The 16578-nt window shown below is 64.4% G+C and carries 16 protein-coding genes; 7 read left to right on the plus strand and 9 right to left on the minus strand.

What is annotated here, in order from left to right; all coding sequences use genetic code 11:
- Position 1: 1 nt before the first annotated feature.
- Positions 2-1591 carry an FAD-dependent oxidoreductase gene (locus tag D7316_RS12485; protein WP_124708531.1) on the plus strand — a complete coding sequence of 530 codons (1590 nt, stop codon included), beginning with the start codon at positions 2-4 and terminating at the stop codon, positions 1589-1591.
- 111 nt (positions 1592-1702) lie between these two features.
- Here the strand turns inward: D7316_RS12485 and D7316_RS12490 are convergent, their stop codons facing one another.
- The 4 genes from D7316_RS12490 to D7316_RS12505 form a co-directional block, all read right to left on the minus strand.
- On the minus strand, positions 1703-3037 hold the full coding sequence (locus tag D7316_RS12490) for a FadR/GntR family transcriptional regulator (protein ID WP_164473781.1): 1335 nt from the start codon (positions 3035-3037) through the stop codon (positions 1703-1705).
- A 503-nt stretch (positions 3038-3540) separates the two neighbouring features.
- The gene (gene dmpG, locus D7316_RS12495; RefSeq protein ID WP_124708533.1) at positions 3541-4575 is read right to left on the minus strand and encodes a 4-hydroxy-2-oxovalerate aldolase; all 1035 of its coding nucleotides are present in this window, start codon (positions 4573-4575) and stop codon (positions 3541-3543) included.
- Positions 4575-5543, minus strand: a complete 969-nt coding sequence (locus D7316_RS12500; RefSeq protein ID WP_124708534.1) for an acetaldehyde dehydrogenase (acetylating) — start codon at positions 5541-5543, stop codon at positions 4575-4577. The genes dmpG and D7316_RS12500 overlap by 1 nt, the downstream gene beginning before the upstream one ends.
- A complete protein-coding gene (locus tag D7316_RS12505) occupies positions 5536-6396 on the minus strand; it encodes a 2-keto-4-pentenoate hydratase (protein WP_408610002.1) in 861 nt (286 codons plus the stop codon). The genes D7316_RS12500 and D7316_RS12505 overlap by 8 nt, the downstream gene beginning before the upstream one ends.
- Positions 6397-6498: 102 nt before the next feature.
- On the opposite strand from D7316_RS12505, the gene D7316_RS12510 reads away from it, so the two are divergent.
- Positions 6499-7275, plus strand: a complete 777-nt coding sequence (locus tag D7316_RS12510; protein WP_124708535.1) for an IclR family transcriptional regulator — start codon at positions 6499-6501, stop codon at positions 7273-7275.
- Between the two features lie 28 nt (positions 7276-7303).
- Here D7316_RS12510 and D7316_RS12515 read toward each other — a convergent pair whose 3' ends face one another.
- A complete protein-coding gene (locus tag D7316_RS12515; RefSeq protein WP_331852568.1) occupies positions 7304-8092 on the minus strand; it encodes an SDR family NAD(P)-dependent oxidoreductase in 789 nt (262 codons plus the stop codon).
- Between the two features lie 147 nt (positions 8093-8239).
- Between D7316_RS12515 and D7316_RS12520 the strand changes: the two genes are divergently transcribed.
- On the plus strand, positions 8240-9181 hold the full coding sequence (locus D7316_RS12520; RefSeq protein ID WP_124708537.1) for an SDR family NAD(P)-dependent oxidoreductase: 942 nt from the start codon (positions 8240-8242) through the stop codon (positions 9179-9181).
- Between the two features lie 71 nt (positions 9182-9252).
- On the opposite strand, the gene D7316_RS12525 is transcribed toward D7316_RS12520, so the two are convergent.
- Together D7316_RS12525 and D7316_RS12530 are read right to left on the minus strand one after the other, a co-directional pair.
- A complete protein-coding gene (locus D7316_RS12525) occupies positions 9253-9945 on the minus strand; it encodes a TetR/AcrR family transcriptional regulator (protein ID WP_124708538.1) in 693 nt (230 codons plus the stop codon).
- A gap of 99 nt (positions 9946-10044) precedes the next feature.
- Positions 10045-11103: a cyclase family protein gene (locus tag D7316_RS12530; RefSeq protein ID WP_197718231.1), complete on the minus strand. Its 1059-nt coding sequence runs from the start codon at positions 11101-11103 to the stop codon at positions 10045-10047.
- 198 nt (positions 11104-11301) lie between these two features.
- On the opposite strand from D7316_RS12530, the gene D7316_RS12535 reads away from it, so the two are divergent.
- Both D7316_RS12535 and D7316_RS12540 read left to right on the plus strand, forming a co-directional pair.
- A complete protein-coding gene (locus D7316_RS12535; protein WP_124708539.1) occupies positions 11302-11697 on the plus strand; it encodes a nuclear transport factor 2 family protein in 396 nt (131 codons plus the stop codon).
- 30 nt (positions 11698-11727) lie between these two features.
- On the plus strand, positions 11728-12132 hold the full coding sequence (locus D7316_RS12540; protein ID WP_124708540.1) for a nuclear transport factor 2 family protein: 405 nt from the start codon (positions 11728-11730) through the stop codon (positions 12130-12132).
- Positions 12133-12218: 86 nt separating this feature from the next.
- On the opposite strand, the gene D7316_RS12545 is transcribed toward D7316_RS12540, so the two are convergent.
- The gene (locus D7316_RS12545) at positions 12219-13844 is read right to left on the minus strand and encodes a flavin-containing monooxygenase (protein ID WP_124708541.1); all 1626 of its coding nucleotides are present in this window, start codon (positions 13842-13844) and stop codon (positions 12219-12221) included.
- A gap of 233 nt (positions 13845-14077) precedes the next feature.
- Between D7316_RS12545 and D7316_RS12550 the strand changes: the two genes are divergently transcribed.
- Both D7316_RS12550 and D7316_RS12555 read left to right on the plus strand, forming a co-directional pair.
- Positions 14078-14452, plus strand: a complete 375-nt coding sequence (locus tag D7316_RS12550; protein ID WP_408610003.1) for a carboxymuconolactone decarboxylase family protein — start codon at positions 14078-14080, stop codon at positions 14450-14452.
- Between the two features lie 46 nt (positions 14453-14498).
- Positions 14499-15239: an SDR family oxidoreductase gene (locus D7316_RS12555; RefSeq protein ID WP_124708542.1), complete on the plus strand. Its 741-nt coding sequence runs from the start codon at positions 14499-14501 to the stop codon at positions 15237-15239.
- Between the two features lie 72 nt (positions 15240-15311).
- Here the strand turns inward: D7316_RS12555 and D7316_RS12560 are convergent, their stop codons facing one another.
- Positions 15312-16475 carry an acyl-CoA dehydrogenase family protein gene (locus D7316_RS12560; RefSeq protein WP_124708543.1) on the minus strand — a complete coding sequence of 388 codons (1164 nt, stop codon included), beginning with the start codon at positions 16473-16475 and terminating at the stop codon, positions 15312-15314.
- Positions 16476-16578 lie beyond the last annotated feature (103 nt).

The following is a 16578-nucleotide window of genomic DNA, read 5'->3' on the forward strand; positions in this document are numbered from 1 at the left end:
ATTGCAGAACAATGAGTCCGATGACATCTACGACGTCATCGTCGTCGGTTCCGGAGCGGGGTTGGTGGGCGCCCTCGCCGCCGCGTCCCGTGGCCTGAAGACCCTCGTCATCGAGAAGACCGAATTCGTCGGCGGTACCACCGCCTACTCGGGCTCGGGTCTCTGGCTTCCGGGCAATGCCGCCGAACGTCGCGGTGGTGTCGACTCGGGTCCCGACAAGGCCCGGGCCTATCTCGATGACATCGTCGGCGACGATGCGCCGAGCGCGCTGCGAGAGGCATTCCTGCGGATCGGCGCCCCGATGATCGACGAACTCGAGAGCTTCCCGCAGCTCGGACAGTTCTTCTGGCAAGGTGTCCCCGATTACTTCGAGAAGGCCACCAACGCCCTTCCCGCAGGACGCACGATCTTTCCGCAACCGCTCGAGCGTGCCGCCCTCGGTGACCTGGAACCACTGGTACGCCGACCGCAGTGGGCCGAGCGGTCCGGCGAGTATCCGGGCGACGAGATGACCGGCGGGCAGGCGTTGATCGGCCGCCTGCTGCTCGCGTTCACCGCAACCGGGAACGGCACTGTCCGCACGAACACCGGATTGGACCGGCTCGTCGTCGAGGACGGGCGTGTCGTCGGCGTCGAGGCGACGTCGAACGGAGAGCCCGTCACGTTGTCGGCGAGGCGCGGCGTACTTCTCGCCGCCGGCGGATTCGAGCGAAACGCAGAGCTCCGCAAGAAGTACCAGCCCGAGGCCCGCGCCGATTGGTCACAGGGAGCTCCGGGCAACACCGGCGACGCCCTCGTCGCCGGTATGGACATCGGGGCGGCGACCGACCTGCTCGAGGAGGCATGGTTCTCGCCCGGGTTGATGGTCCCGAACGACCGTCCGGTGTTCTATCCGTCGGTGTGGAGCGGCATCTGGGTGAATGACGGCGGCGAGCGGTTCATGAACGAGCGGCTGCCCTACGACCGGTCCGGACACGAGATCCTCCGGCACCACAAGGCATCCGACGTGTCACACATCCCGGTCCACTGGGTCTTCGATCAACGACAGTTCGACAACGAGCGCGCGTTTGCCTCGCCTCCGGTTGCACCGCAGTCACCGGGCTGGTTCCACGCCGACGAGTTCCTCGAAGCCGGCCTTCTGCACCGGGCGGACACACTCGAGGAACTCGCCGAACTGATCGGCGTACCGGCCGACGCGTTGGTCGCCAGTGTCGATCAGTTCAACGACTACGTCCGCAGCGGTAAGGATGAGGCGTTCGGTCGTGGTGACGCGCCGTGGGATCGCATCATCACACACATGTGCGGCTCCCACGAGGACGGGCCCAATCCGTGCATCGGGTTGATCGACCGCGCACCGTTCTACGCGGCGAAGATCGCGCTCTCCGATCTGGGGACCAAGGGCGGCCTCAAGACCGACGATCACTCGCGTGTCCTGCACGAGGACGGCTCGGTCATCGCCGGTCTCTACGCCTCCGGCAACACGATGGCCCCGATGACGGGCCGGATCTACCCGGGCGCCGGAGGTCCCGTCGGGTCGTCGATGGTGTTCTCGTACCTGGCCGCGCTCGATATGGCGGGTGCGGACGCCTGACGTAGGTCAACCCATGAAACGAAGACTCCCGAGTCGAATGATTCGATTCGGGAGTCCTCGTTTCATGGGTCCACACACAGCCGAAACGGCTGCCGGCGCGACGTCAGCCGTTCACAATTCCTGGTGCGCGTGCAGGTGCGCGCGCAGACGGAACGACGCCAGCTCGGCATCCCCGGACACCACGGCGTCGACCAGTGCATCCAGTTCGTCCCGGTCGCCAGACGGCCCGTCACCAGGACCGCACACGTCCGAGGAGTCCGGGCCACCGCAGTCTTTCCACACCAGTGCGAGAACGGACCGGAACAGACCCAGCACGGGATCACCACTGAGGTCGGCGATGCGATCGCGCAGGTGCAGACTGCTGCGGCGATCGTCTGCACGGAGGGCGTCGGCAGCAACAGGGCCCGACCGCATGACGCAGGTCAATACACCTAGCTCGAGTTCGTCGCGGACGGCGCGGATGTTCTCGATCGTGACGCCTCGATAGTCGAGATAGAGCGCTATCGTCTCCACAGTCGCCAACGGGTCAGGGGCGAGGACGACGAGTCCGCCGCCGGGTCCGCGACGCATCTGCGCGACGCGGTAATACTCGAGTATCCGGATGGCCTCGCGGAAAACGGAGCGGCTGACGCCGTACTTCTCGACGAAGTAGGCTTCGGACCCCACCACCTCCCCGATCTGGCGTCCCTCTTCGACGATGTCGTCGTGGATCCAGCCCGCCACATGTTCGGCGAGCTTCTTCTCGCGCGGCCGTTCGCCGGGGTCGGGGTCCATCGGCCGGGTCGCGGTTCGCTCCCCCGGCAGCGGGGCGACGTACATCCTCAGCCAGGTTGTCGTGTCCTCCAGATGCTTGAGCATCTTCTGGTGGGCGAGGTATTTGTCGCCGGCGATGATCGCGTCCGCAAGCTCGGAATGCAGCCGAGCCGCATGTTCGAGCTCGCCGCTCCGGTCGTCGGTGATGGCGTAGGCGCGCTGGGTGTATGCGGCGGTCAGCCGTGACAACACATCGATAAACAGTTCGAGCAGCGGATTGCCGGACAGTTCGCCCACCGTTACGTGGAAGTCGATCGACGGGCCGCCGTCGCCGGCCGCACTCCTTCTGAGCTCCTGCACACCGCGTTCGGTCAAGGTATCGATGATCCGGTCGATCGCCATCCGCTCGAACAGCGACCGCGCGTAGACCAGTTGATCCACCGTGGCACCGAGATACTCCAGCGAGATGACCAGTCCACGGATCGAGGACCGCGGGTCGGGTACCGACACGACCAATCCACCGCCGGGCCCCTGGCGCATCTGGGCCGCTTGCGAGTTCTCGAGCAGGCGCACTGCTTCGCGCAGGATGGACCGAGATATCCCGAGCCGTTCACGCAGCGCCGTCTCCGACCCGAGAACCTCACCGATCGGCCAGCCCCGGTCCTTGATCTCTTGTTCGAGTCGTCGAGCCACGCCCACCGCGAGTCGCTGCGATCCTCCGCCAGAGGACTTTCGGTCCACCTGCGGCCGCATACCCGAACTCCTTAACCCGTGCACGCCAGTCCAACACGAATCGCACGCACATCACTGAGGCGATCATCTTTCGCAACCCACCGAGCCGCAGCCGGAGCACTCCGGTGCCAGTGTGCCGCTCTTTTCAGCGATCGTAGCCGTTGCGTCCGGTCGCGCCGCGACTGGATTGTGCACACGTTCGCCGTGATCGAGGACGTGAACCGGGTCTGCCGGCCCGGTATCGCGGTGACTGTACGCGCCGCATACGCCGAGCGCACGGCGAAGTCTTCCTGCGGCGCGAGCAACTTCGGGTCCATGGATAGCGACGTTATCGGTGGGGCAGGTCGATTTCCCCATCCGATTCCGTTGGCCAGAATCACATTACAAATGGCGCGTCGACATCATCGAACAAAAGGACGCGACCCTGCCGACGGTGGGTGTCGGCAGGGGTCGCGCAGAGAAGCTCAACCGTTCTGGCGTTCCTTGTTCATCGTGAGGGCGATATCGATGATCATGTCTTCCTGCCCGCCGACGAGTCGGCGGCGACCGGCCTCCATCAGCAGGGTGCGTACGTCGATCCCGTAACGTTCGCTGGCGGCCTCGGCGTGGCGTAGGAAGCTCGAATAGACGCCGGCGTACCCGAGAGTCAGAGTTTCGCGATCCACGCGTACCGGGCGGTCCTGCAGCGGGCGGACCAGATCGTCAGCCGCGTCCTGTAGCGCGAAGACGTCACACCCGTGCTTCCACTCGAGCAGATCGGCGACGGCGATGAAGGCCTCGATGGGGCAGTTACCGGCGCCGGCACCGTGCCCGGCCAGTGAGGCGTCGACGCGGGTGACGCCGTTCTCCACCGCGACGACGGAGTTCGCCACCGACAGTGACAGGTTCTCGTGCGCGTGGATTCCGATCTCGGTGCGCTCATCGAGGATGTCGCGGTAGGCGAGAACGCGATCCCGAACTCCATCCATCGTCAGGCGCCCACCGGAATCGGTCACGTACACGCAATGGGCCCCGTAGTCCTGCATGAGCTTGGCCTGACCGGCGAGATCGGCGGGCGCGGACATGTGGCTCATCATCAAGAAGCCGGAGACGTCCATTCCCATCTCGCGGGCCGTGCCGATGTGTTGGGCGGCGACATCTGCCTCGGTGCAATGGGTCGCGACCCGCACCGACCGCACACCGAGATCGTAGGCGCGCTTGAGATCCTCGACGGTACCGACGCCGGGCAGCAGCAGGGTGGTCAACCGTGCGTGGGTGAGGTTCGCTGCGGCTTCCTCGATCCACTCCCAGTCGCTGTTGGAGCCCGGGCCGTAGTTGAGTGAACCACCGGCGAGGCCGTCACCGTGGGCGACCTCAATCGCGTCCACACCGGCGGCATCGAGGGCGGCCACGATCTTTCCGACATCCTGCGGGGTGATGCGGTGGCGGACGGCATGCATACCGTCGCGCAACGTGACGTCCTGAATGAAGATCGATGTCGGAGTCAGCGTGGTGGTCATCAGACGGCTTCTTTCTGCGCGTGCGACTGCGCGGCGATCCGCTCGGCCATCTGCAGCGCGGCCGAGGTCATGATGTCGAGGTTTCCGGCGTAGGCGGGCAGGTAGTGGGCTGCGCCCTCGACCTCGAGGAATACCGACACGGTGTGTGTGGGTGCCGCCGAGCCCGGGCCGACGAGGGTGTGGACCGGCTGATCGGCCGGTATGGGGTCGATCTGAATCTCCTGCTTGAGCCGGTAACCAGGAACATAGGCGGCAACATCGCCGACCATCTTGGTGACCGACGCACGGATCTGATCCTGGGTGTCCTGATCGGTCGCGGTGACCAAGCAGAACACGGTGTCGCGCATGATCAGTGGCGGTTCGGCAGGGTTGAGGATGATGACTGCTTTGCCACGTTGAGCGCCGCCAACGGATTCGATGGCGTGCGAGGTGGTCTCGGTGAACTCGTCGATGTTGGCGCGGGTCCCCGGGCCCGCCGACTTCGAGGAGATCGACGCGACGATCTCGGCGTAGGCGACCGGCGTCACCCGCGACACCGCTGCCACGATCGGGATGGTGGCCTGGCCGCCGCAGGTGACCATGTTGACGTTGGGGGCGTCGAGGTGATCGTCGATGTTGACTGCGGGCACCACGAACGGGCCGATGGCCGCAGGGGTCAGATCAATCATCCGTTTGCCCAGCGGCGCCAACAGTGAACTGTTGTGTTGGTGAGCTTTTGCCGACGTGGCGTCGAAGACGATGTCGATGTCGTCGAAGCCGGGCAGGCTGATCAGGCCGTCGACGCCTTCGTGTGTGGTGGGCACGCCGAGTCGGGCGGCGCGCGCCAGTCCGTCGGAATCAGGATCGATTCCCACCATCGCCGCCATCTCCAGGTGCTGCGAGGTGCGCAAGACCTTGATCATCAGATCGGTGCCGATGTTGCCGGAGCCGATGATGGCCACCTTGATTCGCGCAGTGTCGTTACTCATGCTCTGTGACCTCCAGGTCAGGGGTGAAGGACGCGGACACGTCGCCGAGTCCGCCGATGGTGACGGTGATCTGGGCGCCGGGATGGAGAGGACGCATGGGTCCGAGGGCACCGGAGAGAATGATCTGGCCCGCTTCGAGCGGGTTGCCGAACTCACGTGCTCGACGCGCGAGCCACGACAGGGCGTTGAGCGGGTCTCCCAGGCAGTCGGCGCCGCTGCCGGAGGAGACCACGGTCCCGTCGATGCTCATCGACATCGTCACATCGACCGGTTCGAACTCCGACAGCAACCGCCACCGGTCACCGAGGACGAACACCCCACTCGAGGCGTTGTCGGCGACTGTGTCGGCAAACGAGATGTCCCACTCACGGATTCGGCTGTCGACGATCTCGATGGCAGCAACCGCCTCGCCAACGGCCGCGCGGCACTGTGCCACGTCGAGGCTGCCGGTCGCCAGGTCCTCGACAAGGCGGAACGCGACCTCGGCCTCCGCCTTGGGTTGGAGCAGCCGCCCCATCGGGATAGTTGCACCGTCGGTGAATGCCATGTCGGAGAACAAGACTCCGAAGTCGGGTTGATCGACGCCGAGCTGTTGTTGGACCGCCGCAGACGTCGCACCGATCTTGCGGCCGATAACGGTGCGCCGACCGTCGTCAAGCAAGGCATTGAGCTGTTCCTGGACCCGATAGGCGGCGGCCACGTTGTCGGGTCCGATCAGGTCGCGCACCGCAGCACACGGCCGACCGGTGCGCATCGCACCGGCAAGACGCGCGGCGGCTTCAGCGACCAACTGGTCATCAATGTTCGTGCTTGTGGCAGAACTGTTGTCACCGTGGGCGGTGGTTGCGGACACTGGGCCTCCTCCTTGCTGAGCGATTCACAGTCTGCGGGACGCGCCCCCCGCCGACCAGTAAAGTGTTCCGGTGAGTGGACCGGCAATTGCTGAAGGAGGATCATGGCCGACGGGGTGCTCGACGAGCGGTCGATGCTCGGTCGTGTGATGCGGCTTCTCGATGCGTTCGGAAGCGACGGGCGGCCGCTGGGGCTTTCGGAGTTGTCGCGGCGAACCGGTATTCCCAAGCCCACCGTCCATCGCATTGCCGGTGACCTCGTCCTCGCCCGCCTGCTGACCGCCTCGCCGGAGGGATTTCGCCTGGGTCGTGGGCTCTTCGAACTGGGTATGCGCGCCGCCGCGGAACGCTCCGTCCTCGAGGTTGCGGTGCCGTTCATGCAGGATCTGCTTGCGCGGACGCAGGAAACGGTGCACCTGGGCGTGCTCGACGGAGATGAGGTGGTCTACATCAGCAAACTCGGCGGACACCGCCAGGCATCGGTTCCGTCACGTCTTGGTGGCCGGATGCCGTTGCACTGCACAGCTATCGGAAAGTCACTGCTTGCCCATTCCGGCCCGGAGGCGATCGACCGTGTCCTATCTCAGCCGTTGGAGCGCCGTACCCGACACACCATCGTGGCTCCCGGCCTGCTCCGCACCCAGCTCGAGCAGGTGATCGAGCAGGGGGTGGCGTACGAGAACGAAGAATCGACGCTCGGCGTGGTCTGTGTCGCCGCCCCCATATTGGGCGTCGACGGCACCCCCTTGGGCGCGATCTCCGCCACCGGGCCGGCGACGCGCTTTCGGCCGAGCGCACACGCCACATCGGTGCGAGCGGCCGCGGATGGCGCGGCATCGATCCTGGCTCGGCGGGCGCAAGTGCAGACGGCCGATTCGTGACGCCCGCGCGGGTCGTCCGCAGACCCGTTCACAACAACGAATAGCCCCCGTCGACGGTGATCGTGGTACCGGTGACGAACGCGGCCGCGTCAGAAGCCAAGAACAGGAACGCCCCTGGGAGGTCGGCCGCGGTCCCCAGCCGCTTCAGCGCGCTGTGATCGATCACCTCGTCGCCTCGGCTGCGGTCGTCGCTCCACAACGCCCCGAGCCCCGCGTCGAACCATCCGAGCGCAACCGCATTCACGGTGATCGACCGGTCACCGACCTCCTGGGCAAGTGTCTCGACGAGCGCGTGGATCGCGCGCTTGGACACCGAGTACGCAGACAGCCCCGACCGAGGTCGATCGCCGAGTACCGAACTCGTGACGATGATGCGCCCACCATCGCTGAGCACCCGCGCCGCCACCTGCACCCCCCGGAAAACCCCGGTGAGGTTGACATCGATGATGTCCCGCCATTTCTCGGACCTCATCGACTGCACGTCGGCCACGATCGGCGAGATACCGGCGTTCGCGATCCATGTGTCGATCCCCCCGTGAGCGCTCTGTGCCGCGTCCGCGATATCCTCCGCGAACGTCGCGTCCCGCACATCGCCGACAACGGTCACCGGTCGGCGAGTCAGCACACGGGTCACCTCGTCGAGAGAAGATTCGTCTCGAGCTGTCAGGACCAAATGGGCTCCAGCAGCGTCAAAAGCACGAGCGAGAACCGCGCCGAGTCCACGGCCGGCGCCGATGATCACGACCCGCTTACCCGACACGTCCAGCTCGGAGAACACCCGACGACCTCCCTGACGTCGATGGGTACCGGTGGGCACCGCTGTCGCAGAACCAGTTTCCTATTGAATCACATAATTCGACCGGTCGGTACATTTAATGGGCTATGCTCAGACTGCCATCACAGCGATCCCGCAGTCCGCGTCAGCACGACGCGTCGTGCACGATCCAGAGCGAGAGGAAACACGATGACTGATCTGAGGTTCGACGGCAGGGTCGCCGTCGTCACCGGTGCCGGACGTGGCCTCGGTAGGGCCTATGCACGCCTTCTGGCCGAACTCGGAGCCAGCGTAGTGGTCAACGATCTCGGATCCTCGATGGAGGGAGACGGTTCGGATGCCGGCCCCGCGTCCCTGGTGGTCGACGAGATCGTCAACGCCGGGGGCATCGCGGTGTCCGACATCAACGACATCTCCACCACCGCCGGCGCAGAGGCCCTCGTCGGTCGTGCGATCGCCGAGTTCGGCACGATCGACATCCTTGTCAACAATGCCGGGATCGTGCGCTACGGCACGCTGCCCGAGCTCGACGTCGACCACGTGGCAAGCCATCTCGATGTCCACCTGCTCGGCTCGTTCAACACCATGCGGGCCGCGTGGCCATACTTCGTCGAAAAGCGTTATGGCCGCGTGGTGCACACCACCTCCAGCGGCATCTTCGGCCTCGAGAACAACCTCCCGTACGCGGCAGCCAAGGCAGGTACGATCGGTATGGCGCGCAGCGCGCGACTGGCCGGCGAACCACACAACATCAAGATCAATCTGATCGCACCGGCAGCGCAGACCCGTATGGCCGGTGGCGACCCGCTCGGTGAACAACCCGAGCAGGCACACGAGGAATCGTTCATGCCACCATCGGCGGTGGCTCCGATGGTCGCCGTGCTGAGCCACGAGAGTTGCCCGGTCAGCGGCGAGATATACGCAGCCGGCGCGGGTCGCTTCGCGCGGGTCTTCATCGGACACACCCAGGGCTATCTCGCCGCGGAGACCGCAACGGCGGACGACGTGCTGGCGCATTGGGACGAGATCAATGACGAGAGCGGCTATTACGTGCCGGCCGACCTGATGTCATGGTCGGGAGACTTCCTCACCCATCTGTTCGCGCAGGACGCCGCGGCCACGCAATCCTGATCGCGATCCGGCCGCTCGTGGGCGGAGTCCCGTTTCACGACTCCGCCCACGGGACCGCAACGGCAATCGACTCAGTGATCGAGCCCGCGCTCCCGTAATACGGCGAGCACCGATCGTCCGAAGTCGACTTCCTCGTCGATGTCGACGGCACGGTCTTCGCCGGTGGCGACGCCGTGCAGGAACAGCCGACAATAGAACTCGGCGAGGTCTGTCACGATCAGTTCCCGCCGCCCTACCCACTGATATGTGTAGTTGTGCAGGTTGAGGAAGGCCAGGGTGGCCAACTCGAGATCCTCCACGTCGATCTGCCCCAGGATCGCCCCGTCCTGCAGAATCCTGCGGATCTGCCCCTCGAATCGCGCACGCTTCTCGCGAAAGTGCTCGCGGCGTTCTCCTTCCAGATGCCGATGGTCATGCAGGAAGACGCGCACGTGATCGGGGCGGTGAATGATCTGCCGCAGCAACGACTCCGAGATGAGCTGGAGACGTGCGGGGAAACTGAGATCCAGCGCGACCACGGCCGACCCCTCCACCAGCAACGGGTCCAGGACCTTGTCGTGAATCGCCCCGAGCAGTTCTTCCTTCGACCCGATGTAGTAGTACAACGCACCCCGGGCCAGCCCGGCCGCCTCGCCGATGTCCGCGACCCCGGTGGCCGCGTACCCATTGCGGGAGAACAACTCCACCGCAACCTCGACGATGTGCTCGCGCTTCTCGTGGTAACGATCGGTCTTGTGTCGATCTCGCCGAGTCGCCGACGACATGCGGTTTCCCTTCACTGGATGCGCGCTCCGATGGAAACAGGGCGGGTGCACTGGATCGTGTCCATCTGCACCCGCCCTGCGGTCTTGGTGATCAGCCGATCACACTGTGGCGATCGGAGTGAGGGGGCATCCCATGACGCCCGGAAGGTTCAACGGCGGCGCGGTGAGAAGGAATCGGCTGCGCCCGTTCTCGTGCAGCCACTTCGCCAGGTCGTTGAGGTACCACAGTTCGCCGAGTGGAACGCCGAGCCGGAACAGACACAGATTGTGGATCGGGAGAAGCGTATGCGGCTCGGCGCTCTGCGGCGCCCAGCCCTCGACCGCATAGTTGTCGGCGACCAGCGCGGAGATCTGCGAGTCGATGATCCACTGCAGGAGGTCGTCGTCACTCGCGTCGAGGTAGGCGTGCATCGCCTGGATCTTCTCGGGATCGGGATTGCGCTCCCATTCCAGGATCTGAGTGGCAAAGCCAGTATGGATCAGCAGCATGTCCCCCGGCTCGACGACCACGTTGTCGGCGGCCATGATGTCCTTCAGCGTCGCCAGGTTGACCGGCTGCCAATCATCACCCAGGTGGCGACGCACGTCGATCAGCACGCCCCGACCCTGGACACCGTGCTCGGCCATGTGCTCCAGGCCGAGATGCTTGTTGAAGCTGACACTTCCGCTACCGTCGCCCTTGGCGTCCTCCTGTGGACCGATGATGTGATCGCCCGGACGAAACCCGTTGTAGTAGACCGGCTCCGCTTCGCCGTCACCGTCTGCGTCGAACAGCGCGCCCTGGTGCGCAAGCGCATCCCACTGCGTCGAGTACTGGAGCCACAGGGTGACCTGATCGTCGCCCCACACGTCGATCAACGACGGATCGATCGCGTCTCGCGCGACCACGTTGAAGAACGTGTCCTGGTTGTACTGCAGATCCTCGGTCGGCTTGAGGATCGGCGGGTACCGCCGTTGGTTCAGCGAGGTGCCACCCGGGTAGTCCAGCGGGAGACTCAGACTGAAGGTCTGGCCGGTCTGCACTTCGCGGATGCCCTGCAGCACCTTCTCGGGCGTGAGCAGGTTGATTCGGCCGAGCTCGTCGTCTTCGCCCCAGTCGCCCCAGGTCGAGTTCTCCGGGCGCTGCTTCCACCGTTTGGCCACAGTTCTCCTCCTCATCTCCGCAGTCTCCGGTGACTGGTGTCACACACCCTACGTTAGAATGTACCGACCGGTCAATTATTCTCGCCCGGACTTCTGGTCAGACCTCCGTGAAATACCTTGCCGAATCTCGCAAATTCGCTTTCGCCCGATCCGACAGCGCCGTAGACTGATCGGTCGGAACAACTATCTTCTACATCTCTCGAAAGGGGCGTCGTGATCACACAGACTCACGCCGAGGTTGCCGCTGCCGTGCGGTCGGTCATCGGAGCACACACCCAGGCGCAGGACGCCGGCCAGACCGATGCGGTAGCCGCACTGTATGCGGACGAAGCAGTCCTCGAGGTACCGGGCGGGGATGCCATCGTCGGCCGGGCGGCGGTCCGTGAGGCCTTCGCGGGCTGGGCACCCACCACCCCGCAGAAACACCTGGTCGGCAACACGGCGGTCAGCGTTGCCGGAGACACCGTTCGAGCGATCAGCGATGTCGTGTTCTTTCAGCGCACAGACGCGGGGTGGACGCCCCTCATCGTCGGTCGGTACGACGACACCTTCGTACTCGTCGACGACGCATGGCAGATCTCGCGCCGTTCCACCACCTACCAGATGTGACATCGCAACCACGACCCAGAAGGACCTGACATGAGCGAGTCTTCCAACGCGGACACCATCTACGGTGTCCACAACACGATCGCCGAGTATGCGCACGCGCTCGACGACGGGCGGGCCGACGACGTCGCCGCCCTCTTCTGTATCGACGGAATATCCGACATCAGTGCGGTCGGTCGATACGAGGGCCGCGAGGAGATCCGCGCCGGCTACGCGCGTCTGGCGCCGACCTCTCCACAGCGCCACCTGGTCTCCAACGTGGTCGTGACCCCACTCGGCACCGGCGAGGCACGCGCCTCGAGCGATTTCCTGTTCCTGGCACGCGGTGACGCCGGCTGGGCGGCTGTGGTCGCCGGCCATTACGACGATGACCTGCACCTCGACGAGGCCGACGGCCGATGGCGATTCCATCGCCGTGCCACCTCATATGTGATGTGAACAAACGCTTTCCAAGCCAGACGCCAAGGGCCTCGCCGACTCGGCGAGGCCCTTGGTCGTCCGGCACGTAGATGATGTGAACCGACTCAGGCGTCGGTCACCGCCTCGGACACATCCGACACGATGAACGTCGCGTAACCACCGTCGATCGCTTCCCGGATAAGGGTTTGCAGGTTCGGCCGGCCGGTGGGATTCAGTAACTGCTTGACCGGCTTGCCGGGGATGTTGGATCCATAGAAGTAGCTGCTCTCCAGGAACGACGACAGATCGCCGCTCCCGTCGATGGTGGCGGTCCACTCCTCTTCCGCCGCAGGATCAACCTCGACGACTGCGCTCGCCCCGCCACGGACATGTTCGAGCACGTCCATCACGAAATCGACCTGATCGCCTGCGTAGCGCGGGTTGTTTCCCAGTGCGCCGTGCGGGCCTCCGGGGAAGAAGAAGTTGGGAAACCCCGCAGCTGCGACACCAAGATAGGTCCGCGGACCGTCCTTCCAGTAGTCGTGCAACTGCAGGCCGTTGCGCCCCTGCACGCCGAGCCGATTGAGCGCACCGGTACCGAAGTCGTATCCGGTCGCCCAGATGATGATGTCGAACTCGCGCTCCCCGTCGGCCGTCTCGATGCCGCCTCGGGTGAGCCGGGTGATCGGTGTCTCGCGCAGCGATACCAGGTGAACATTGGGCTTGTTGTACGCCTCGTAGTACCGGGTGCCGAACGGAGGCCGACGTCCGGCGTAGAGATGATCGGACGGAATGAGCTTGTCTGCCAACGACTGATCGTCGATCAGCGCCCGAATCTTGCCCTCGAGGAACTCGCAGAACTCCTTGTTGACCTCCGGATTGAAAGTAATGTCGATGTAGTTCTGCGTGAGCTTCGAGAATCCCGGGCGGTCCCAGAGTTGCTCGTAGAACGCCAGACGCTGTTCCTTCGTGTCCTCGCCGGACTGGCGGTAGTCCATCTCGTGCAGGAAGCCACTCGGCGATGTGTTGAGGATCTCCCGAATGGACTCGAAGTTCGCTTTCAACTCCGCCTGTTCCTCGGCGGTGATCGGAGCGTTGTTCAGCGGGGTGCACCAGTCCGGCGTGCGCTGGAAGACAGTGAGCGACTCGACGGTATCGGCGATGGCCGGGACGATCTGCACACCGCTCGATCCGGTGCCGATCAGCGCGACCCGTTTGCCGGCGAATTCCACCGGGTCGTGCGGCCACAGACCCGTGTGGTGTTGTTCGCCCACGAAGTCGTCGCGTCCCGGGATGTCCGGGATGAACGGCACCGAGAGGATGCCGGTCGCCGCCACCACGAATTGAGCTGTGCGCGAGCCTCCTTGACCGTCGGTGATCTCCCATGTCCCGCGGTTCTCGTCGAACTCCGCAGCGGTCACCGTGGTCGCGAACTCGATGTGCTTGCGCAGATCGAAGCGGTCAACCACGTAGTTGAAGTATCGCTCGATCTCGGGCTGGCCGGCGAAACGCTCCGACCACTCCCATTCCTCCCACAACTCCTTCGAGAACAGGTAGCCGTATGTGTAGCTCTCGGAGTCGAATCGAGCTTCGGGGTAGCGGTTCCAGAACCACGTACCCCCCACACCGTCACCCGCTTCCAGTAGTCGCGCACTGAATCCAGCATCCAGGGCCCGATACAGCTGGTAGATGCCGGTCACGCCGGCACCAATGATCACGACGTCGTACTCGGGACCGGAATTCTCGGTCATCTGTGCTCCCATCTCTGGATTCTCGCGGCACGCCCGCCGTCGAAATTTGTTCGACCACTCAGTCGAACTAACTGTGACAGCGTAAGGTCTGCTGTGACATAGATCAACGTCTTTCGGCAAATCAGGGCCATCAGAGCACCGATTTCCGAGAGCGAGCATCAGAACTCCTTGCTTGTACCGACCGATTGGTCTAATGTTCGAATCCGGTCAGCGCAACCCGATTGGAGACGACATTGACAACCGAGGATCTACGGGCGCGCGGTCTCGACGCCATGCGACGAGCACTTCCCGGGGTTTTCCCGGACGGCGATATCGACCTGCGGGACGGCGGGATCGCCGATGACCTTCTCGAAATCGGACTCACCAGCGTGTGGGGATCGTTGTGGGACCGCGAAGGCCTGAGTCCTCGGGACCGCAGCCTGGTGACGCTCAGCATCCTCATCGCGCTGGGCGCCGAATCCGAGATGCGTACGCATTTCGCGATCGGGCGGACCAACGGGCTCACCGACGATGAGATCTCCGAACTCATCTACCACGCAGCCGGTTACACCGGATTCCCAGCCGCCACGGCGGCACGCAATGCGGCACGAGCGGCCCTCGACTCGTAGTCGCACACCTCGCGCATCACCACCAATCGATCGAAGGAGATCAACGATGTCGCTGGAAGGCAAGGTGGCCGTCGTGACCGGCGGAGGCCGCGGGATCGGTCAGGCCATCGCCACCGTCCTCGCCGCCAAAGGCGCAACCGTGGCGATCTGGGACCTCAACAAAGAGGGTGCCGATGCCACCGCTGCCGAGATCCGTGAGAATGGCGGGACCGCAATCGCTCTCGAGGCCGATATCGCGGACCGCGACTCGATTGCGGAGGCCGCGACGCGAACCCGCGCAGCAGTCGGGTCGGTGAACATAGTGGTGAACAATGCCGGCATCACCGCCTACGAGCCGTTCGCCACCATGACCGAGGACGCGTGGGATCGGATGATCCAGGTGAACCTCAAAGGCACGTTCCTGGTCACCCAGGAGTTCATCGCCGAGATGCTCGACGACGGCAAGGGCCGGATCGTCAACATCTCGTCCTCGTCCGCCCAGACAGGTGCACCGGCGATGGCACATTATGCCGCCTCCAAGGGTGGGGTCATCGGCTTCACCAAGGCCCTTGCAATGGAGTTCGCCGACAAGGGCATCACGGTGAACCATGTCCCACCGGGCTTCGTCGACACCCCGCTCGTGCGAGAAGGACCGGTCGACGTGGAACAGGTCGCCACCATGATGCCCATGAAACGTGCCGGACAACCTGCCGATGTCGCGCACGCCGTGGCTTATCTGGCATCGGACGAGGCGGCCTATGTCACCGGCCAGACACTGAGCGTCAACGGTGGGCGTTACCTCTTCTGACAAGGATCTACTTCCACCACACCACCTATCGCGATGGAGGGTGTCTTCCCAGCGGAAGACACCCTCCATCTGTCACCCACGGACGTTGCGGCGCAAAACCGTCCGAGCGATCACGTTGCGCTGGATCTCGTTGGTGCCCTCACCGATCTCGAGCACCTTCGCATCGGCATAGAATCGCGAGATCGTCGACTCCCGAATGTATCCGTAGCCCCCGTGCACCTGCACGCTCGCGCTGGCCACCCGATTCGCCACTTCCGACGCATAGAGTTTCGCCATCGCCGCGGCCTCGCTGAAGTCCTCTCCGTTGTCGGCGAGCCACGCGGCCCGGTACACCAACATTCGCGCGGCATCGACCTCGGTGGCCATCGTTGCGACGCTGTGCTGGACCGCCTGGAACTCACTCAGAGTCTTGCCGAACTGCTCACGTTCGCGGACATAGCCGATCCCGAGTTCCAAGGCCCGGCTCGCAAGCGACAGTGACAGTGCCGCAACGCTTATCCGTCCGCCATCGAGAACTGCCAGGAACTGCCGCAGGCCCTCGCCCTCCTCTCCGATCAGGTTCTCGTCGGGAATGAAGCAGTCTTCGAAGATGAGCTCCCGGGTGTCCATCGCATGCCATCCGAGTTTGCGCAGCTTGCGACCGACAGTGAATCCGGACGTGCCCGAGGGTACGAAGAACGTGCCGAATCGCTTGCGCCCCTCCGACCCCCGCGATGTGGAGGCCAACACCGTGACACCCAGGGTGATATCGGTACCGGCGTTGGTGATGAACATCTTGGTGCCGTTGAGCACCCAGCCCCCACTTACCGGTCTCGCATGTGTGCGCACCGCGGATGCATCCGAACCCGCCGCCGGCTCGGTCAGCCCGAATGCTCCGATCGCCTCACCCCGCGCGAGGGGGCGCAGCCAGCGCTGCTTCTGCTCTTCGGTGCCGTAGGCGAGCAATGGCAGTGAGGCGATCGTCGAATGAGCGTTCCAGGCAGCCGCAAACGATTGGTCCGCCGCGCCGAGTGCCTCCATCGCGGCGACGTAGGCGACGTATCCGACGTCGGCGCCGCCGTACTCCTCGGGGATCAGCAGCCCGGCCAGATCGAGCTGACCCAGTTTCAGAAACGTGTCGGTCGGGAAGCGCTCCTCCTCCGACCACTCCTGTGCGTACGGCTCGATCTCCTTCTCACCGAAATCAAGACAGAGCTTCTGCAGTTGTCGCGCGTCTTCGGGCAGGGAAAAGTCCATCGTCGTCCCTCTCTCGGCGGTATGACCAGTGGCGCGGCAGCCACTCACTCATCCTTTAGTTTTTTCGACCAGTCGGTATAATATTGCTCCAGACGTCGACAAC

This window comes from Gordonia insulae, assembly GCF_003855095.1.
Taxonomy (GTDB): Bacteria; Actinomycetota; Actinomycetes; order Mycobacteriales; family Mycobacteriaceae; genus Gordonia; species Gordonia insulae.